This is a genomic window from Providencia sp. PROV261, assembly GCF_028477945.1.
Lineage (GTDB): Bacteria > Pseudomonadota > Gammaproteobacteria > Enterobacterales > Enterobacteriaceae > Providencia > Providencia stuartii.
Window position 1 is genome coordinate 50,621 of the sequence record NZ_JAMPMC010000025.1, and the last position, 21,645, is coordinate 72,265.

17 protein-coding genes are annotated in these 21,645 nt (G+C 39.8%); 13 read left to right on the top strand and 4 right to left on the bottom strand.

What is annotated here, in order from left to right:
- The first annotated feature begins 15 nt into the window (after positions 1-15).
- Together PR675_RS14585 and PR675_RS14590 are read left to right on the top strand one after the other, a co-directional pair.
- Positions 16-786 (top strand): FadR/GntR family transcriptional regulator, encoded by a 771-nt coding sequence (locus tag PR675_RS14585; RefSeq protein WP_041705166.1) that lies wholly within the window; start codon positions 16-18, stop codon positions 784-786.
- Positions 787-790: 4 nt separating this feature from the next.
- Positions 791-1,840 (top strand): osmoprotectant NAGGN system M42 family peptidase, encoded by a 1,050-nt coding sequence (locus PR675_RS14590; RefSeq protein WP_014657402.1) that lies wholly within the window; start codon positions 791-793, stop codon positions 1,838-1,840.
- 74 nt (positions 1,841-1,914) lie between these two features.
- Here PR675_RS14590 and PR675_RS14595 read toward each other — a convergent pair whose 3' ends face one another.
- Entirely contained in the window at positions 1,915-3,237 is a 1,323-nt protein-coding gene (locus PR675_RS14595; RefSeq protein WP_004917375.1) for an MFS transporter, read from the bottom strand.
- Between the two features lie 1,049 nt (positions 3,238-4,286).
- Here PR675_RS14595 and dmsA point away from each other — a divergent pair.
- The 5 genes from dmsA to PR675_RS14620 all read left to right on the top strand — a co-directional run bounded on the left by dmsA (position 4,287) and on the right by PR675_RS14620 (position 10,521).
- Positions 4,287-6,731: a dimethylsulfoxide reductase subunit A gene (gene dmsA / locus PR675_RS14600; RefSeq protein ID WP_060561452.1), complete on the top strand. Its 2,445-nt coding sequence runs from the start codon at positions 4,287-4,289 to the stop codon at positions 6,729-6,731.
- An 11-nt stretch (positions 6,732-6,742) separates the two neighbouring features.
- A complete protein-coding gene (locus PR675_RS14605) occupies positions 6,743-7,360 on the top strand; it encodes a DMSO/selenate family reductase complex B subunit (RefSeq protein ID WP_014657404.1) in 618 nt (205 codons plus the stop codon).
- Between the two features lies 1 nt (position 7,361).
- On the top strand, positions 7,362-8,219 hold the full coding sequence (locus PR675_RS14610; RefSeq protein WP_004917367.1) for a DmsC/YnfH family molybdoenzyme membrane anchor subunit: 858 nt from the start codon (positions 7,362-7,364) through the stop codon (positions 8,217-8,219).
- A 107-nt stretch (positions 8,220-8,326) separates the two neighbouring features.
- Positions 8,327-8,941 carry a Tat proofreading chaperone DmsD gene (gene dmsD / locus PR675_RS14615; protein WP_004917365.1) on the top strand — a complete coding sequence of 205 codons (615 nt, stop codon included), beginning with the start codon at positions 8,327-8,329 and terminating at the stop codon, positions 8,939-8,941.
- A 260-nt stretch (positions 8,942-9,201) separates the two neighbouring features.
- Positions 9,202-10,521 carry a polysaccharide deacetylase family protein gene (locus tag PR675_RS14620; RefSeq protein WP_004917363.1) on the top strand — a complete coding sequence of 440 codons (1,320 nt, stop codon included), beginning with the start codon at positions 9,202-9,204 and terminating at the stop codon, positions 10,519-10,521.
- Between the two features lie 95 nt (positions 10,522-10,616).
- Here PR675_RS14620 and PR675_RS14625 read toward each other — a convergent pair whose 3' ends face one another.
- Together PR675_RS14625 and PR675_RS14630 are read right to left on the bottom strand one after the other, a co-directional pair.
- On the bottom strand, positions 10,617-11,522 hold the full coding sequence (locus PR675_RS14625) for a LysR family transcriptional regulator (RefSeq protein ID WP_060561451.1): 906 nt from the start codon (positions 11,520-11,522) through the stop codon (positions 10,617-10,619).
- A gap of 97 nt (positions 11,523-11,619) precedes the next feature.
- The gene (locus tag PR675_RS14630; RefSeq protein WP_004917359.1) at positions 11,620-12,600 is read right to left on the bottom strand and encodes a nitrilase family protein; all 981 of its coding nucleotides are present in this window, start codon (positions 12,598-12,600) and stop codon (positions 11,620-11,622) included.
- 1,254 nt (positions 12,601-13,854) lie between these two features.
- Here PR675_RS14630 and PR675_RS14635 point away from each other — a divergent pair.
- From PR675_RS14635 to PR675_RS14660, 6 genes are all read left to right on the top strand, one after another.
- The gene (locus PR675_RS14635) at positions 13,855-14,157 is read left to right on the top strand and encodes a helix-turn-helix domain-containing protein (RefSeq protein WP_004917356.1); all 303 of its coding nucleotides are present in this window, start codon (positions 13,855-13,857) and stop codon (positions 14,155-14,157) included.
- Positions 14,158-14,278: 121 nt separating this feature from the next.
- Positions 14,279-14,839, top strand: coding sequence for a fimbrial protein (locus PR675_RS14640; RefSeq protein ID WP_004917353.1), 561 nt, complete (start codon positions 14,279-14,281; stop codon positions 14,837-14,839).
- A gap of 305 nt (positions 14,840-15,144) precedes the next feature.
- Entirely contained in the window at positions 15,145-17,544 is a 2,400-nt protein-coding gene (locus PR675_RS14645) for a fimbria/pilus outer membrane usher protein (protein WP_230089004.1), read from the top strand.
- An 11-nt stretch (positions 17,545-17,555) separates the two neighbouring features.
- A complete protein-coding gene (locus tag PR675_RS14650; RefSeq protein WP_040132485.1) occupies positions 17,556-18,284 on the top strand; it encodes a fimbrial biogenesis chaperone in 729 nt (242 codons plus the stop codon).
- A 9-nt stretch (positions 18,285-18,293) separates the two neighbouring features.
- Positions 18,294-18,845 carry a fimbrial protein gene (locus tag PR675_RS14655; RefSeq protein WP_014657408.1) on the top strand — a complete coding sequence of 184 codons (552 nt, stop codon included), beginning with the start codon at positions 18,294-18,296 and terminating at the stop codon, positions 18,843-18,845.
- A gap of 15 nt (positions 18,846-18,860) precedes the next feature.
- A complete protein-coding gene (locus tag PR675_RS14660; RefSeq protein WP_004917347.1) occupies positions 18,861-19,829 on the top strand; it encodes a fimbrial protein in 969 nt (322 codons plus the stop codon).
- 68 nt (positions 19,830-19,897) lie between these two features.
- Here PR675_RS14660 and PR675_RS14665 read toward each other — a convergent pair whose 3' ends face one another.
- A complete protein-coding gene (locus PR675_RS14665) occupies positions 19,898-21,544 on the bottom strand; it encodes a fumarate hydratase (protein WP_004917343.1) in 1,647 nt (548 codons plus the stop codon).
- Positions 21,545-21,645: the final 101 nt, after the last annotated feature.

Consider the following 21,645-nt stretch of genomic DNA (forward strand, 5'->3'; position numbering starts at 1 on the left):
GGCCGGAAGAAAAATATGAACACAGAGAAACAGCCGATGACAGAAACAGGACGAATTAAACGCACGGATGAAATTGTGAATGCGATTAAAGAATCGATCATGGCGGATAATTTAATGCCAGGTGATCGACTGCCACAAGAGAAAGATCTAATAGAGCGTTATAGCGCCAGTAAAAGCACCGTTCGAGAAGCTTTAAAATCGCTAGAAGTCCAAGGGTTGATAAAAACGAAAACGGGGCCTGGTGGCGGTGCATTTATTGATTCTATGACAGAAGCGCGAGCGATGAGTTTACTGTCTAATTATTTGTTTACACGGAATATTTCGATAAAAGACATTTATACCTTACGTAAATTATTAGAGCCTGTGGTGGCAGTTAGCGCTATCGACAATATGGATAATGAAGGTTTTCAAAAACTGTATGACACGATAGCGATTTATGATCATGAGCCAGTTGATGAAGCCGAACGTTGGCAGCAGCGGATGGCCGAATTGGATTTTCACGCTGTTGTTGCGAGCTACTCTGATAACGTACTTTTAGTGTTTATCTGTCATTTTCTTCAACGGTTGCTTAAGGATTTGGCGATTTGCAAAGACATCTACCTAAAGCCTGAACCTGTCGATCGTCGACAAGGGATTGACTATCAATATCAACTTATTGACGCCATGCGCCGTAAAGATGCTCCTAGAGTGAAAGCGATTATGGAAGCGCATATGGCGTATGCGGAACAAGCCATGCTGGCCTTGCAAGCAACCTTACAAGAACGATTTTTAAGTGAAGACAGGTAATGACATGATTGATCAAGATTATCTTAAATCTGTATTAAAGACGCTATTACAAACGCCTAGCCCTGTAGGTATGACAGAGAATGCCGTAGCGCAGACTCATCAATGGCTCGCAGAATTAGGTTTTCAACCGCAATACACCCGCCGAGGTGTGCTACATATTACGTTAGGCAATGGTGAGCCCAAAAGGGCACTAGCGGCACACTTAGATACTCTCGGTGCAATGGTGACACAATTAAAGCCGAATGGGCGATTGGCACTACGTAACACGGGAACATGGGCCGCACGTTTCGCTGAAGGAGCGAGAGTCACAGTATTTTGTGACAACAACCAATATCGGGGAACTATTCTGCCGTTAAAAGCATCGGGGCACCGTTTTAATACTGAAGTGGATACCCAGATTGCCGATTGGGATAACCTTGAAATCCGCCTTGATGCACCTTGTTATAACCATGCTGATTTATTAGCACATGGCTTTAATGTAGGGGATATGGTTGCAGTCGATGCACAGCCTGAGTTTATTGATAATGGTTTTATCGTCTCTCGCCATCTTGATGATAAAGCGGGCTGTGCAGTGTTATTAGCTGCATTGAAATCGCTGGTGGATGATAAAGTACTGCCTGAAGTGGCTTGCCAAATCATGTTTACTATTTCAGAGGAAGTCGGTATTGGGGGAACGCATGGCTTTGGTGCTGAAGTACAAGAACTGTTAGCCATTGATAACTCGGTGTCGGCTCCCGATCAAACAACGCGGGATGATGCGTTAACATTGGCATTTCGTGATAGAACAGGTCCATTTGATTTAGCTATCACACGCCACCTACTTAAGCTGTGCCAACAGTATGATATTCCTCATGTGAGAGATACCTTTAAACACTACCGCTCAGACAGTGCCGCTGCCGTCGATGCAGGGTGGGATATCCGCGTGGCATTGGCTTGTTTTGCACTGGATAGCTCACATGGTTGGGAAAGAACGCACGTTGATTCACTGGTTGCATTAGCCACCTTGGTCAGACGTTATATTGAAAGTGATTTAGTGCCATTACCAGGGCAGTAATGGATTTAGGTAAAAAACGTCAAGGATTTGAAGCGACCCCCAATGATTGGGGGTCTTTTGATTGTATAAGTTAATTAATGGCGGTCATTTAAATACTCAGGCTCTTTAGGCAGCTGGAAGCAGCAAAATAAGCAGATACACAATACAACCATGACATAGATAAAAAAGGCGTTTTCTGCGCCGCTGGCTTTAAATTGTAGTGCAACAGAGGGAGCCGAGCCGCCAAAAATAGCATTCCCTATCGCATATGAGACCCCAACACCTAACGCTCGTAAATGAGGTGGGAACATTTCAGCTTTTACTAGCCCACTAATAGAAGTGTAAAAACTTAACAGCATCATTAAGAAAATCAGTAATAAGGCGATAATGATAGGAGACTGAGCAAAATAACGCATGCCAATCACCATCACTGGGTAGATAAATAGCAGCATGGATAGCGTGAAGGTAATCATTGCTGCTCGGCGGCCAATTTTATCAGAAATAATGCCGAACACAGGTTGAGACAGCATGAACACAAAGAGTGATACGGTCATAATGTAACCAACCACTTTGCTATCAATACCGATGTTTGTGAGATAGGTCTTTGAGTAAACGGTTATAATATAAAAGCAGAGAGAGCCTGCGGCAGTATAACCAACGACTAAAAAGAAAGATTTCCAATGCTGTTTTAGAAGGGCGATTAAAGAACCTGACTCTTTTGCTTCTGATGCTTCATTACTTAAGGTTTCATCAAGGCGTTTTCGAGCAATTAATGAGACTATCGCTGCAATCCCCCCAATGACAAAAGGAATACGCCAAGCACCATCCTGTAGCTGTTGTTCAGTGAGAAACGCTAATAAAATAACACTGAGCAAGCTTGCTAATAACTGCCCTCCGGATAATGTGACATATTGGAATGAAGCAAAAAAGCCCCGTTGTCCTTTAAGGCCGAGTTCACTCATATAGGTTGCGACGGCACCATATTCGCCACCGACAGATAAGCCTTGCAACAAGCGCACGAGTAGCAATAACAATGGTGCAAACATCCCGACTTGCTCATAAGTTGGCAAGGCGGCAAACAAGAAAGAACTAAACCCCATCAAATAAATGGATGCGACCATCGAACGCTTTCGACCATGGCGATCAGCAATCCGACCAAATAGCCAACTACCAATTGGACGCATAAAGAAACTTGCAGCAAACACCCCCCAGACATAGATAGATTGCGTCAGTGGATCCATATTTTGCGGAGTAAGCGCTTTAGTAAAATAGGCAGCAAAAACAGCGTAGATATAGAAATCAAACCATTCCACTAGGTTACCAGAAGCTGCTCCAACAATTCCTCGAATGCATTTTGATCTTGCATTGGCATCTAGCGTTGCATCCGTTCTTTTTACATTATCTTGAGATATTTCCAATTTATCACCACCGCAATATTAGTTAACAATAATTCAACAAATAGCGGTATTTACTTAGTGAGTCAATATTTGACGGTAATGTAAATTAAATATTGAGATCAATATCCTGTTTTTCATGTCATTTTTAGATAACTAACAACACTAAATGTTTTAACTAACTGAGTGTTTTATATGAGTTTTTTTACTTTTTAGCTTATTTGTTACATGCGCTTTATCTTTATTCGGAATACTCGTAAATAAAAATAATTTCATGCTAAGAATATGCGTAAAAATATCATATTAGACGTCATTTTAAATATAAAAAGTAACGTATTTAGATTAAAAAAATAAATGTATTATCGATGATAGGAGAGGAATTATTGAATATTCACTGTTCTGTTTCGATATTGCCATTTAATTTTTTATTTTATTGAAACAGCTAATCTGCATACGAAAAATATCATAATATATTGAAATAAATGATTTTTTAAGATGTTTGCATTCAATGTGCCATCAGCCAAATAGAGTTGGTTTATCGAAAACTCAAATAAATACTAATAATTATCATTTTAGTTTATTGTTTATTGATAAAGTTTATATTATGTATTTTATCATGATAGATATGAATAATCGGTATTTTTATTAACATTATTAGTTTAATTTTTTTGTTAATTATTCTTTAACTTAATATAGACGTTTTGTTTTTAGGTATAATTCACTAAAAATATTATTTGATAAATAAAGCTATCGATATTTAATTCTGATTTCATCTATCAATTTATCATAAAAATTCATCAGTATATACTGCTGTACATATCGGTAATGTTATAAATTATTTATATTTTCAATAGGTTAGTTTGGTTAATAACGTGAGTTATTAGTCTGTTTATTGATGTAAAACAATCTCTTAATTTGATGGGTTGTTATCATTAAATTATCAAAATCTTATTTTTCACCCATGTGATTAATCGTGTCTATTACTGGCAGTACACACCTTAAATATATTTTATTCCGTTTTGTTGGAAGTTTACTTTTTAACATTTAAAGCAAATTAATTGAGTGAGTTATGTATGGCAAATATAAAAGAGAAAGCATCCGTTTTTGCTCCTCTTACCCGTCGTGGCTTTGTTAAGGCCGGAACTATCACGGGTTTGGCAGCAGCGGCTGGAGGGTTCTCTCTACCTTTCAGCGCCTCCGCTGCCGCAGAGCAAAAAACAGCGACACCCACCGGAGAAGAGAAAGTAGTTTGGAGTGCATGTACTGTAAACTGTGGAAGCCGTTGCCCATTACGTATGCACGTCGTTGATGGTGAAATTAAATACGTCGAAACCGATAACACGGGTAATGATGTATATGAAGAACTGCATCAAGTACGTGCTTGCTTACGTGGACGCTCAATGCGACGTCGCGTGTATAACCCAGACCGCCTACGCTACCCCATGATGCGTGTTGGTAAACGTGGTGAAGGAAAATTCAAACGTATTAGTTGGGATGAGGCTTTTGATGTTATCGCTAACAACATGAAGCGCTTAATCAATGACTACGGTAACGAATCTATTTACCTAAACTACGGTACAGGTACGTTAGGTGGCACGATGACAAAATCATGGCCACCGGGTGCAACATTAATTGCTCGTTTGATGAATTGCTGTGGCGGTTATTTAAATCACTATGGTGACTATAGTACCGCGCAAATTGCCGCAGGGCTGAACTATACCTATGGCGGCTGGGCTGATGGTAATAGTCCTTCTGATATTGAAAATTCCAAATTGGTCGTGATGTTTGGCAACAACCCGAGTGAGACGCGTATGAGCGGCGGCGGGGTAACCTATTATGTTGAACAAGCTCGCGAAAAATCGAATGCAAAAATGATCATTATCGATCCCCGCTATACCGATACAGGCGCTGGACGTGAGGATGAATGGATCCCGATTCGACCGGGAACAGACGCGGCGTTAGTGAGTGCGCTTGCCTATGTGATGATCAAAGAAAACTTAGTCGATCAGCCATTTCTTGATAAGTACTGTGTGGGCTACGACGAAACGACAATGCCAGCTGGGGCCCCGAAAAATGCACATTATAAAGCCTATATTTTAGGTGACGGCCCCGATGGACAAGCAAAAACGCCTGAATGGGCAGCTCCTATTACAGGTATCCCTGCTGCACGTATCGTGAAACTCGCCCGCGAGATCGGCATGGCGAAGCCTGCTTATATCGTTCAAGGTTGGGGGCCTCAACGTCGCTCTAACGGCGAATTAGCCTCTCGCGCGATCGCCATGCTCGCTATTTTAACCGGTAATATCGGGATTAATGGTGGCAATACTGGTGCTCGGGAAGGGTCGTACAGCATTCCCTTTGTTCGTATGCCGACCTTAACCAATCCAGTCAAAACCAGCATCTCAATGTTTATGTGGACCGATGCCATATTACGTGGCACTGAGATGACAGCGACCCGCGATGGCGTCCGTGGTAAAGATAAGCTTGATGTGCCGATTAAGATGGTGTGGAACTACGCAGGAAACTGCTTAGTGAATCAGCATTCAGAGATTAACCGCACTCATGAAATTTTACAGGATGAATCTAAATGCGAAATGATTGTGGTGATTGATAACCACATGACAGCCTCAGCAAAATATGCGGATATCTTGCTGCCTGATTGTACCGCATCGGAGCAGATGGATTTCTGTATGGATGCCTCGGCGGGCAACATGTCTTACGTTATTTTTGCTGATCAGGCGATTAAACCTCGTTTTGAAAGCCGCAATATCTATGAAATGACGAGCGAAATTGCTAAGCGTATGGGCGTTGGTGAGCAGTTCACCGAGAATCGAACCCAAGAGGAGTGGTTACGTCATTTATACGAACAATCTCGCGAAGCATTGCCTGAATTACCAACATTTGAAGAGTTCCGCGCACAAGGTATTTTCAAAAAACGAGATCCGAAAGGCCATCATGTTGCCTATCGTAACTTCCGTGAAGACCCCGTTGCGAACCCACTGACGACACCGTCAGGTAAAATTGAGATCTACTCTTCCCAATTAGCTGAATTGCAAAAAACGTGGGAGCTAGACGAGGGAGATGTGATCCACCCATTACCTGTTTATTCACCGGGTTTTGAGCAATATGGCGACCCACTTATGGATAAGTACCCATTACAGTTAACAGGTTTCCACTATAAATCACGTACTCACTCTACTTATGGCAACGTGGATGTTCTGAAAGCCGCCTGCCCACAAGAGTTGTGGATCAACCCACAAGATGCCGCAAAACGGGATCTTAAGCATGGTGATTTAGCCCGCGTTTTTAATGACCGAGGCGAGGTACGTGTGAAAGTGAAAGTCACACCACGTATTGTTCCGGGTGTCGTTGGTTTGGGTGAGGGGGCTTGGTATGACCCAGATGGTAACCGTGTGGATCACGCTGGAAGTATTAACGTGTTAACCACCCAACGCCCATCGCCTTTGGCGAAAGGGAACCCATCACATTCTAATCTTGTTGAAGTTGTTAAAGCTTAAGGATGTCAGTTATGTCAACGCAATATGGTTTTTATATCGACTCAAGTCGTTGCACTGGCTGCAAAACCTGTGAGCTAGCATGCAAAGACTTTAAAAACTTATCTCCGGAAGTTAACTTCCGCCGCATCTATGAATATGCAGGAGGAGATTGGACCGAGCAGGATGGTGTATTTGGGCAGAATATCTTTGCCTATTATCTGTCAATATCTTGTAACCACTGTGATGATCCTGCTTGTACTAAAGTATGCCCAAGTGGCGCGATGCATAAACGTGAAGATGGCTTTGTTGTTGTCGACGAAGAGGTGTGTATCGGTTGCCGTTACTGTAGTATGGCGTGCCCTTACGGTGCTCCACAATTCGATGAAGTGAAGGGGCATATGACAAAATGCGATGGCTGTTATGAGCGAGTGGCAGAAGGTAAAAAACCTATCTGCGTTGAGTCTTGTCCATTACGAGCACTGGATATGGCGCCTATTGAAGAGCTACGTGAAAAATATGGGACTTTAGCGGAAATCGCGCCATTGCCATCGGCAAAATATACGCATCCAAACATTGTCTTAAAATTGAATGCCAATAGCCGTCCTGTCGGAGATACCACTGGGCATCTGGCTAACCCGGAGGAGGTATAATATGGGATCGGGAATTCATGAATGGCCATTGATGTTTTTCACGGTGATAGGCCAAAGCGTGGCGGGTGCTTTTATTTTTATGGCAGCGGTGATACTCAGTGGAAAACTGTCAACAGAGCTTCACCGTAAAGTGCATTACAGCATGTTTGGTTTGTGGCTATTGATGGGGATAGGCTTCCTATTATCCACAACACATATGGGAACACCGTTACGCGCTTTCAACTCATTTAATCGCTTAGGGGCATCATCACTGAGTAATGAGGTAGCGAGTGGGGCGCTATTTTTTGCCTTGGGCGGTTTTTACTGGCTTCTGGCGGTGCTTAATAAAATGCCAGCGGCACTCGGCAAATTATGGCTATTAGTCGTGATGGTCATGGCAGCAGTCTTTATTGTTGCAACATCTCGCGTTTACCTGATTGATACTGTTCCAACTTGGAATAACAGCTATACCACCCTAAATTTTGTCTTAACGGCATTCCTTGGTGGCCCAATATTAGCCGCACTGTTGTTACGTATCGCTGGGTTTGATTTGCAATGTATTCGCCGTATTCCTGCATTGAGTGTGGTTGCATTACTCGTCAGTGTATGTGTGGCAATCACCCAAGGCTTTGATTTGGCAAGTATAGAAACACCCGTACAAAAAGCGGTCGACCTAGTGCCAGATTATGGAATACTCATGGATATTAAAATCGTTGCCATCGCAATGGGATTAGGTTGTTGGATAATGCCATTAGTGGCAAAACGTAACCCTTCTGTGATTAATATGGGGATCGGTTTTTTATTCGTGCTCGCAGGTGAAATCGTGGGGCGTGGTGTTTTTTACGGCCTACATATGACCGTTGGTATGGCGGTTAATTAAACTGAGAAGAAGGCTTAGTGATTTACTGCTAAGCCTTTTAAACTATTTGTGGTTAAATCAAGGCAAACAGCCGTTAAGTATCGAATAATAAGCGAATAAAATACACCATGAGTGAACAAACTTTAAATTCTATCTCTTTGACAGCACGCGTACTCGGTGCTGCCTTTTATTATGCACCGAATGATATCCAAGACATTATCGCATTGCTATCAACGCCACAATGGGCGGAAGAGTGGCCGTATGGCTCTGAGGAGCAAAAGCAGGCGATCGCCGATAAAATGGCAATAATACAGACAGATAATGAAACATTGGATGACGCATATCAGCGGCTATTTATAGGCCCATATGCGTTACCAGCACCACCTTGGGGATCTGTTTGGCTCGATAAAGAGAATGTGATTTTTGGTGAATCAACATTGCAACTACGCGAGTGGATGCAACATAACCAGATTGATATTTGTTTAACGCAAAATGAACCAGAAGATCACTTTGGCTTATTATTAATGATGGTCGCATGGGTGGCAGAAAATAACCCTGCCAAACTCAATGAACTGTTGGCTCAACACATATTGCCTTGGGGTGTGCACTATCTTAATAAAATGCAGGCAGATGCCCATTTTCCTTTCTATGTCGGACTCGCGGAACTTGCCCATTTGACGTTAGTGAATTGGCAGCAATCGCTTGATGTGAAAGCGGCTGAAAAGGCAATTTTCTATCGTTAAATATGATTAAATTTGTGGTATAGCCCTGAATGAAAGGGCTATATCAACATAGCGAATACGATCCACCACTATCGCCCCCGCCACTAAAAATTGGTTATTCGTTATACGAATTGAGACAATGATGAGAATACACTGAGTGTGTTATCTCTCGTCATCATCTTATTTAGATAAATTATTTTTTGTAAAGTATAGGGATAATAGCTATTGAGTCGGTTTAGAATAAGCCGGTTTTTTTCTCTGGTCGTTATTATGGGTAGAGTATGCGTAATCAGTCGTGGATATTATTTGTTATTTTCATTTTTTTATTGATCCCAAAATCATTTGCTCTAACACCGCCACAAAGTACAGAAGATTGGCAATTGGCTGATACCCCACCAACACTCATGCAGATTAAACAGAATGAGACGATTTTTGCGCCTATTGCTGGGGAAATGAAAGCCGTCGCCGAGCTTTATTCTGAACATGGTTTCTATATGTATGAGCCTGCTGGTGATTATCGACCTATGCAGTTTGGTAATGATTATGCTTATGTGAATACAGAAGAAGTATCACCTTTAAAACCACGCTTAAAACCGGAAGACGATAGGTTAAATGACTTAAATAACCCTATCTACAATTATCTGATCACGACACAAAACACATTAGTCTATCGCTCAGCAAAAGCAAACAGCCAGCCAATCGCGATGCTATTTGGTAATTTGCGTTATCCCGTGTTGGATCGGATGATCAAAACAGAAAAAAATGGTGAAAAAACAGCTTGGTTAACCATTCGCTTAGGTGACCGCTTAGGGTATATCAAATCAGATGAGGTTGAGATAGACAAAGGGATACCGGTTCTCACTTATCATCACTTACTCAAAGAAAGTGAGAATAAAAAATTTCAGCATACATCGACGACCACTTCTGTCGAGGCATTTCGCGCCCAAATGGATTACTTGAAGCAGGCGGGTTACCAAACACTGTCATTATCTGATCTTGAGGGATATTTAGATAAATCGGTTAATTTGCCTGCTAAATCGGTGGTGTTGACGTTTGATGATGGCTTGAAATCGGTTTATCGCTACGCGTATCCAATTTTAAAAAATAACCATCAACAGGCCACATTGTTCGTTATTTCTTCGCGTATTAAAAGTGTGCCGCAAAAGTGGTCGGCAGATGGTTTGCAATTTATGAGTAAGCAGGAAATTAAAAGTAGCCAAGATGTGTTTAATATTCAATCACACACGCATTTCTTACATAAGCTAGATGCTCGTAAAAACCCTGTTATTTTTAGTCGCAAAGAGCATACTATTTTCTTAGATTTCCAACGCTCTATGCATGCTTTACAACCATTTACCCGTGAGCAACGTTATTTAGCCTATCCATTTGGTGGTTTTAACCAAACGGCAATGAACGCAGCAAAACAAGCAGGAATGCACCTTGCTGTAACGACTATACAAGGCAAAGTACGCTTAGGGGATAACCCATTGGCATTAAAAAGATTGTATGCACTAAAAACAGATCCTATCGAAAAGTTCGCTCAGATGGTGGGGAACCGCAGTGATAATATCGTCAATAAAAATATTGTGGTTGATAGGTAAGCATAGCGACGAATAATAAAGGAAAGCGAATGCGCTTTCCTTTATGAAATTACGATTAAGAAGCCTGACATGACCATAGCAATCACTAAATAGTATTATTTTAGACTCGGGCTATGATTGAAACGAAGCATAGTTTCTTTAAGTAGTGTCATAATGGTATTTTGCCAAGGCTTAGGCAGTGCTAATGACCAAACTACATCAATATTCCACATAGCCGATGGGCTGTCTTCAATGGGGATAAAAGCCACATCGTGGCGGCTAATATGCCTTGAACTATAAGGAACTAAACTGACTCCCACACCAGCGGCAACCAGTGCGATGATGGTTTGAATATCGCTAGCCTCTTGTACCGGCTCTAATGAGACCCCCTGTTGGCCCAGGAACCGTTCGATTTGATGTGATAGTCCGCTACCTCTTTCTTTACGCAGCGATAAATAAGGGTGCTTTATTAATAGCTGTTTCACGGGGTCATCACTGAGTTGTGATGTCGAAATGGCGAGAGCCAAGGTCTCTTGTTTTAACGGGTGCACTGTAAAATCTGTAGAAAATGCAATTTCAGGACGGCGTAAAAATGCAACCTGTAATTGGTGATTTTCTAATTTTTGCGACATGATATCTGACGGCATATCATCAAAGTAAATCGTTGTCTGTTTTAAATGTTCTCGCAAACGCGCAACGAAAAAAGAGGCTTCTTGGAACGTTGATATGCCAAATCCAACATGAATAGATTTCGGGAATTGGGTACTCAATTCGCTTGCTCGGTTCAAAAGTAGCTCAGCTTGAGATAATACTTGTTGCGCAAAAGGGAGCAGCTTACGACCATTTTCAGTCAGTTGTGCACCATGTCGACCTCGTTCAAATAACGTTATTGAGAGCTGTTGCTCTAACAGTTTAATCTGCTTCGTTAGTGCGGGTTGGGTGATACACAATTGGGATGCAGCCGTATGGTAGTTTGCCGTGTCAGCTAAAACAACAAAAGCACGTAATAATCGGGTATCCATTACGCCTCATCAGTAAATTTATCAGTCATGTTAACTTGTAGAGACCCTGAATGGCGTCTCTACAAGTATATTATCCATTTAAGGAAATGTGCTGCTGTTATTTTGAAATTGCGACAGGCTTATCAGCAAATCGCACACTTCGCGCATCACGCTCATAACCCATTGTTTTTGTCAAAATATTATATAACTCAGGGCGACGGCCTGACATCCAGCGGCGACCAGTTGACATTGGAAGTAAGCTTAAGTCTAGCTCGGCGATCACCATATCATTATCAATAGCATCGCTTTCGTTGATAATACGACCATATGGGTCGATGATCATGGCATTACCTGTACGGACTTCATCGTCATCTAAACCAACGCCATTACTGAAAATGTAAAAGACGCCATTATCATGGGCGCGAGCAGGTAACCAACGCATTAACCAGCCACGACCATGCTCCCCTTGAAAGGCTTCTCGTAATGCTTCAGGATCTTTTTCTCGGTTCTCCCATAAAGGAAGAGGAATTGGCTTCATGCTGTATGGGCTACGGGAATGAGTTCCCCCCGTTTGGTGTGGTGCTAAAATAATATCAGCTCCCATTAATGCGGTTGCTCGTGGGTTCTCGACTAAATTATTATCCCAACATATTAAGATCCCTGCTTTCACTCCCCACGGCGTATCAAACACAGTGTAGCTATCGCCTGAATGAATACTTGGATGCTCAAAGGCATGTAATTTCCGATGGGCGTGATACGTGCCATCAGGCATACAAGCAACCCAAGTATTATAGCATTTATCATCTAAGCCTTTTTCAATTAACCCCACGCCAATGATCATATTAAGCTCTTTTGCACGTTGGCGGATAGGTGTTAATGATGGGCTATCATGTAAAGTTTCACTGAGCTGATAGACAGCTTCGCTAGGCAGCTTAGGCACGTGCCAATAACCTGTAATGCACATTTCTGGCAGCACAAGTATTTGCACATCTTGAGATGCGGCCTGATCGATAAATGCATGGATCTGTTTTAGGTTATAAGCCTTATCAGAGGCTTTATGTTGGAATTGTACGGTGGCGACTCGAATTGGTGTCGACATAGGGTATCTCCTCTCTTACGATGAGTAGATAACACCATATAATTTGAGCTAGGTATAATGAGATATTCTCTTATTCGATAACTAATGGTTATTAAATGGCTTCCGCACAAAATAGCGATTTATTTTCCATGATAGTGAAAAATGATCAGCCAATTTTTACTCCAATCTTATTTAGAAGCATAGTATTTCACTCTATAAGACGGCCAAAGCTATTGGATTTTTTGTTGCTTTATCTGTAAAGGCATCGATAAAAAAATATTTCAAAGAACGTTAGCATTAGTGCTAGCTTAAGAATAGATTGTTTTATATCTCTCTATTCTCTCTATCAATTTTTAGGTTTTAAGTCAAACTATCTAATAAACTCAGGATTAACGTTTTTTGAGCTTATTGATGGTTGATAACGAATAGTCTTTTTGTGCTATTTAACGTCAGCCAAATATAGCTATTACAGCAAATAGAAACATTCAATATTACTTTGTTACACTTAGTAAAAACTGTATGTTGTTGATTATAAGGGGTTATATATTTTTTCACAAGAGAGGGTATTAGTAAAAACTACTAATAAGTTTACTTTGTATCAAATGTAACGATTAAAAACCACCTAACCCCTACTAAAGGAAGTTAAAATGCAAATAAGAGCAATAAAGCGGATGTTTAACATATTTTATACTCCTATACCGAGTATGATTTTGCTACTAAATTTTTTACTTGTTCACATAAGATAAAATAAATAAACCACTGGCGATGGTAAAATAATTAGAATCTAAAAAGAATGATTAAATTTGAATTTTTGAATATATTTTATAAATTATTCTTATATTTCAACAATAAAAAATCATTATTGAGTATAGTTGGTTAGTACTCTTAATTCGTTATTAATATTCTATTCTTTTCTATGTTTACAACGGTGGTGGGTAAAATGAATTAATGTTAAATATCATCCGTTTAAAATAGATTTATTATTTTAGGAGGATAATAAAAACATAATAAAATATGAATAGGTTTATTGAGGCATTGTTCTTTTTTTTAATAGATGTTTTTGATAGGTTTTGTCTAATTTGATTGATCGTATCGATCGTTACAAACAGTTTTACTTTCGAGCAATGCGTTCTATAATCACTCCAAATTAGACCTTTACGATTATCTCTATTTCTTAAGTAGGGATAAATTAAAATAATAATAATAAACAAATGAGCTTTTATTGCTTTATCCATGTCATTATTGACTATTTTAAATTAGGTCGGGTCTTAATAAATGAAAAATGTAAACCAGATCGTTGGTAAAGAAATTCGCAAAAGAAGAAAAGAATTAGGGCTTTCAGGTGCTGAACTTGCTGGATTAGTTGGTATCAGTCAACAGCAAGTTTCACGCTATGAAAGGGGTGAATGTAATATTACATTAGATAATCTTCTTAGTTTGGCTAAAGCACTTGAAACCGATTTGATCTGTTTTTTTAACGATGAAATCTTTTCAATAGAAGGTCGTGTTGAATTAATAAATGACAATGAAATTAAAAATAACCTTGTGAATCATATGGTAGTTAATCATTATCTATAAACTTCATATTACTACTTCATAGCCTTCCTCAGCCACAACATAATAATAAATTTCTGCCTAACGATTTTTATCGTTAGGGAGTTTATGTACGTTAGTCTTTTGTCTTAAATAGGAAAATGAAATGAAATTTGTTAAAACCATATTAGCTACAACTATTGTTGCTTCATGTGCTACTGGAGTTGCAAATGCAGCTATTGACCAAGGAAGTGGTGTTATTAACTTTACAGGTAAAGTCATTAATGCACCGTGCAGTTTACCTGGCGATGGAACAGTTAATGTCGATTTAGGTCAAGTCGCGAATAAAGTATTAGAAACGGGCAATAAATTTAGCCAAAGCGTTCAGTACACTATTGCATTAGAGAATTGTGATCTGGCTGCGGTGACGGGTGCAGACGACAAAGTGCTTTTCCCTGCGGTCAGTAAAGTGAAAGTGACATTCTCTGGTACTCCAGATACCACGAAAAAGGATTTATTGGCTAACACGGGAACATCGAAAGGTGTTGGCGTTCGCCTAATTAACGCAGACGGTGCAGTCATGAAAGTTGGGGATACCAGCGTTGAAATGCCACTGGTGAATGGTGCGAATAAATTAACATTTAGCGCACGCGTTGAAGCAAATGGTAATAAGGTAGAAACAGGTAGTATTATTTCTCAAGCAACTTACGCCTTAAATTACCTATAATTTTTCACATTATACTTAAAGTTATTTTATTATTTATTAAGAATGTAATGGCTTAATGAGTTTTATTACTCTTGATAGTGGTAAAAGCTATTCCGTTTGTTATTTAGATAAAATGTGAATTATTTTGAGTACATATCAGTAACAGGCATTTATTTGCCTGTTGCTTTTCCCCTTGTTTTGATTAGTTTATCTATTTGACTGGGATTATCATGTTTTTGTCGCTTCAACCAAATATGAATAAATTATTATTCTCTATTTTTCTTACACTGTCGGTATCAAGTGTATCTAATGCAATAGAGTTTAATATGAATATTATTGATGCAAAAGATAGAGACAACATCGATCTCAGTCAATTTTCCAATCCAGATTTTGTACCTGCAGGTGAATATCTTACAGACATTACATTAAATGGTCGTAAGTTATCTGGACAATATTTCATTAAGTTTATTGAAGTTAATAAAGACACTTCAGCACTCTGTATTACGCCTGAAATGATAGAGCTTTTTTCCTTAAAAACGAGCATTAGGAATAAAATATTACAGGATAAGCGTAATCAGTGTGTTGAATTGCCTAAATCAATGAACATAAATTATGTTTTCGATAAAGCAAACCAAAATATTCTATTTTCAATCCCTCAAGCTTGGTTGGAATATGATGACCCTTACTGGGTGCCACCATCGCAATGGGATAATGGAATTGCAGGTTTATTAATAGACTACAATCTATTTACTAACTATTCTGCGCCAAAAAATAGCAATGAAACCTTTAGCGCCAGTAGCAACGGAACGACGGGGGTGAATTTAGGTGCGTGGCGTTTCCGTGCTGACTATCAATATCAATATAATCGCTCACAAGGTAAAACAAACCAACGATTTGATTGGACGCAATTTTATGCCTTTAGAGCCTTCCCTGAATTAGGGGCAAAAATTTTATTAGGAGAGTCATATTTAAGAACGGAGCTCTTTGACAGTTTTCGTTTTGTTGGCGCGTCGCTTTTTAGTGATACTCGCATGTTACCCCCTTCGATGCGTGGTTATGCGCCACAAATTTCAGGAATTGCCAAAACGAATGCAATGGTCACTATTACTCAAAATGGGCGTGTGATTAAACAAGCTCGTGTTGCACCAGGGCCTTTTAATATTCAGGACATCACCGAGGCGGTACAAGGTACGTTAGATGTCACCATTCAAGAGGAAGATGGCAGCCAAACACAGTATCAAGTCACCGCGGCATCGCTGCCTTTTTTAACGCGGCAGGGGCAATTTTTATATAAGCTTTCAGTGGGGGAATCTAGCCCATTTGGCCGTTCACAACGTACTAAACCGCGGTTTATTGCAGGTGAAGCCTCTTATGGCCTTTTTAGTCGTACATCCTTATTCGGGGGAGTGATTGCCACGCTTAATAACAACGAATATCAAGCCATTAACGTTGGTATTGGGCAAAACATGAACCAGTTCGGCGCTCTTTCATTTGATATTACACGCGCTAAGGCGAAGTTAAATAATTTGGGGACTTATTCAGGAAATAGCTACCGCTTAAATTATTCTAAACGATTTGAATCCACTAACTCACAGATCACCTTTGCGGGTTATAAGTTCTCGGATAAAGCATTTTTAACCATGCCGCAATACATTGATGCTGCAAACGGCATGTTGGATTTTAGGCGAGATAAAAATGTGTATACCGCATCCTTTAACCAATATATCAGTTTATTGGATGCCACCTTATATCTTAATGCGTCTCACCACCAATTTTGGAATAGTGAATCAACCACGACATTTGGCATGAGTCTGAGCAAAATATTTAACCTTGGTAATATCAGAAATATGTCAGCAACATTGTCATTAAATAAAATAAAGTACCAAGAAACGGATGATAACCAAGCGTATTTATCACTCTCTATTCCGCTAGAAAGTGGCGCCTCTATCAGTTATGACCTGCAATATGCGAATGATGGCAAAGAGTTAAATCAATCAGTCGCGTATTACAGTGAAAACATTAACAACAACTATTGGAGTTTACGTGCTGGGGGCGATAAACGTCAACTTGGCCGAATGGAGCCTAGTATCAGTGGTAGTTATCAGTACTCATCGGCTTATGGTGTATTAAATCTCAATGCGACTGAGAATGTGAATGCTTATCGAGCCTTCGGCGGAAGTTGGTACGGCTCCATGACGGCCACGAAATATGGTGCGGCGCTTCATCGTAATGGTACTAGTAATGAACCTCGGGTAGTCATTGATAGTGGTGATGTTGCAGGAATTTCTATTGATAATGGCCAGTCGGTGACTAATCGCTTTGGTATCGGTGTCGCGACTAATTTAAATAGTTTCTCTAATTCAGATGTGTATATCGATATGAATACGTTACCTGATGATGTTGATGTCAACGACAACATTATTGGTAAGACTTTGACGGAGGGCGCGATAGGTTATCAAACCATTCGAGCCAATCAGGGAAAACGTATATTAGCCATTATTCGTATGGGAAATGGGAAATATCCGCCATTAGGCACCAGTGTTATAGAAGCCAACTCAGGGAGAGAGGTCGGCATTATTGCTGATAATGGGATTGTGTATTTAACAGGGATTACTCCTACTGAGAAATATACCGTTAAGTGGGCGGGTGGAAATGAACAATGCCAATTAAGTTTTACCAATTTTTCTGGAAAAGAACAAAGTAAAGTTTTGATCCCCTGCCTTTAAAGGAAATTGTTATGAATAAATTATATAAAGGCACTGTTTGCCTTTCATTCGTGTTTATCAGTGTGCAAACCGCATTTTCCGCAATCAATATCGATCGCACACGGATCATTTTTCCCGGTCAGGATAAATCAGTCAGTTTAGTTATTAATAACCAAAGTAAAACATTACCTTATCTTGCTCAGTCATGGATGGAAGATGATAAGGGAAATAAGATTGCAGAGCCTTTTACGGTGCTGCCTCCGATGCAGCGAGTTGAGCCAAATACGAAAAACCAAATAAAAATTATTAAAACGGAGGCAATAGATAAATTGCCCCAAGACAGAGAATCGCTATTTTATCTGAATGTCCGAGAGATCCCGCCAGTTTCAAATAAAGAAAACGTGGTGCAAATTGCAATTCAAAGTCGCTTAAAAATGTTCTATCGACCAGCTCAAATTGAAAATAATAGCGATAAAGTTTGGGCGAAAGAATTGAAATATACTCATTCCGGTAACCGTTTATTGATTGAAAACCCAACTAAATATTATGTGACTTTGGGGTATTTAAGTAGCAACACGACCAATAATTTTCCTGATTTTGAAAGCGTTATGATTGCTCCAATGTCAAAGGAAAGTGTCACAGTTCCTACAACGCCATTTAAGCAATTATATACAGGTTATATGGATGATTATGGTGGTATGAAAATGTTGACTTACCAATGTGCTGCGTCTGTTTGTCAGTTGGCTAACGAAAGTAAATAGGTGCTGGCAATGAGAAATTGTTATATATCAATAAGCCTTTGTATTTCTTTGCTGCTAAGTAGCTGGGTTTATGCCGATAGCAGCATGATGAAGGGCGATCTTAATTTTACGGGGCAAGTCATTTCATTGCCTTGTAAGATCAGTTTTTCTTCATTGGATCAAAATATTGATTTAGGACCAATTTCTCTGAATTTCTTTAATGAAATAGGGGATAGAAGCCCTAAGCAAGAGATCAAGTTAAAATTTGATGATTGCATTTTTCCCTCTTTTAATCGTGATGATAGAAAACCGGTTGTTCGGCTAATGTTTATTTCTGAGCCAACAAAAAGCTCAGACCGTGATTTATTTGGCGGCAAGACGATATTAGAAGGATATGGCATCCGATTAATGGATAAAAATGGCAATATTGTACCTAATGGAGAATATCGCAATTACTCTATTTATTTCGATGATAATCAGCAAATTACACTTTACTCAATGTTAGAAAGCTACCTTCCTCGGAAAGACTTAACCATAGGTAATATCAAAGCACAAATTATGTTGAGCATTGCCTATCTTTAATAAGGTGTATAACTCATGATACACAGATTTATTAAGCACAGTGGATTATCGCTTTTATTGTTATTGGTATTTTTTAGCACAAAAGCATTTGCATTAGATTGCGTGGAATATGGTACAGGTGATGTTATTAAACCTCCGGTTCCTGTTGGACAATTAGCCATTCCAGCAGATACACCAGCAAATACTATTATCTGGCAATCAGACCCAATGACGGTGACCGTTTATTGCAATAACGTATTAGGTAACGCGGTTGACGTTGTTCATATGTATTTTAACCCGACCTCCCAAAAGATTGGTGCAGGGCTATTGTTGGGGGCGAATTACAAGGGGGAACAGTTAGAAAGAAATCAGCAGCGTGTCAATTTAGGCACAAATCCTATTCGTAAAGGCCAAAGTGTGACGGTCACTGTGACTTTCACCCTGTATATTAAAGTGACGGGGGTCGTTCCACCATCGGGGAATTATAATGGGGATAACCAATTTACGGTTTTCCAATTTGATGGCAGTGGGGGGATTAATACTACGCCTGGAGCTAAAAACCTAAGATATTCAATTTCAGGATTACGTGGGATCCGTTTTTTGAAATGCGGAGCCGATATTAAAGTGTTTCCAGAATCACAACAAATTGATTTTGGGCAATTAATGGTAACGGATCTTAACCAAGGGAAAGAATTTAAAAAACAATTTCAAGTACAAGCGGTGAAAAGAGGTTGTTTAGATAATTTCTCAATGAATATTAATTTTGAAACGACTGAACAGCTTAATGGAGAATATGCGATTGACTTGAAAAATGGTACAAACTTAACGCTCTTTGACGATAAAAATAATCGAATGAAGTTCAACTATTTCCAGTTTTTCGGTACGTTAGCGACAGGTAGCACTTCAGTAACACGTAATTATACAGCATCAATTAAAAAAGTTGCGCCAACAGTAAATACGGGGAAATTTAATGCCTCAACAGTTGTACGAATAAATTATTATTAGCGACGATACCTGTTTATTTATCGCATCAAAAACGGCGACCATAGAGTAGGTCGCCGTTATTTTTTTGATTATTTAATACACTTTTTACATGTTTGGTCTTGTACCTGTTCGAAGAAATTATTGCCTTTATCATCAACTAAAATAAAGGCTGGCAATCCTTCAACTTCCATTTTCCAGACGGCTTCCATTCCCAATTCAGGGTATTCAAGGCAACTTAAACTTTTTACATACTCTTGCGCTAAAATTGCTGCTGAACCACCAATACTGCCTAAATAGAATCCTCCGTATTTTTTGCAAGCATCAGTAACCACTTGGGTGCGATTACCTTTTGCCAGCATGAGCATGCTACCACCGTGGGATTGGAATAAATCGACATACGGATCCATGCGATTCGCCGTTGTGGGGCCTAAAGAGCCAGAAACTTTACTTTCTGGTTTTTTAGCAGGACCCGCGTAATAAACCATATGATCTTTAAAATATTGTGGTAGTTCTTCACCCTTATCTAAGCGCTCTTTCAGTTTCATATGGGCAATGTCACGAGCAATAATGAGTGGGCCGCTGAGTGAAACACGGGTTGAAACAGGGTGCTTACTGAGCTCTGCTAAGATAGCTTTCATCGGTTGATTGAGGTCGATGTGAACCACTTTAGCTTCATTATGTTGGCGTAAAGATTCAGGGATATATTGGGCTGGGTTCTGCTCCATTTTTTCAATCCATAAACCCTGTTTATTGATTTTGGCTTTGATATTACGATCGGAAGAACATGAAATGGCCAAGCCAATTGGGCAGGAGCCTCCATGACGAGGTAAGCGTATGACTCTGACATCATGCGCAAAATATTTACCACCAAATTGTGCACCAAAACCAAAATGACGAGTTGCTTCAAGTAGGGTGTTTTCTAATTCAATGTCTCGAAATGCTTGGCCGTGTTCATTACCGGATGTAGGCAGATTGTCATAATATTTCGTTGAAGCAAGCTTGGCTGCTTTTAATGTTGCTTCTGCTGAAGTACCACCAATCACAAAGGCGATATGGTATGGAGGGCAAGCAGTGGTTCCTAATGCCTTCATTTTTTCGATAAGAAATGCTGTTAGCTTGTTTGGTTCTAAAATCGTTTTGGTTTCTTGAAATAGTGCCGATTTATTGGCTGATCCTGCGCCTTTATTAACAAACAAGAAATGGTATTCATCCCCCTCGGTAGCAAAAATATCAATTTGAGCAGGTAAGTTAGTACCTGTATTGACTTCTGTATACATATCTAAGGCGGCATTTTGTGAAAAGCGTAAGTTTTCTTGGCGGAAAACATGATAAACACCACGAGATAATAGCTCGGCATCATTACAGTCAGTCCAAACCTGTTGGCCTTTTTTAGCAACAATCGTCGTTGTGCCAGTATCTTGGCAGTTTGGCAAAATACCTTTCGCTGAGATTTCAGCGTTACGTAAGAGTTGTAAAGCCACGTATTTGTCATTTTCACTCGCTTCAGGATCAGACAAGATGGCGGCAACTTGTTTTTGGTGTGCAGTTCTTAGGAAAAATTGAGAATCATGAATAGCCTGTTGGGCAAGCACGGTTAATGCCTCTGGCTCAATTTTTAATATATCCTTACCTGCGAAGGATTCTACAGAAACATATTTATCCGTTAATTGGTAATATTCAGTCTTATCCTCAGATAAAGGATAAAGGGGTTGGTAGAAAAACTCTTTATTAGGCATGTTGTTCACTCACATATCAATTCAATGGAATATCGTTAATAGATTCAGTGAGGGCATATTTATTTTTATAGATGCACTTTAAAGCGGCCCTCAGCGTTATA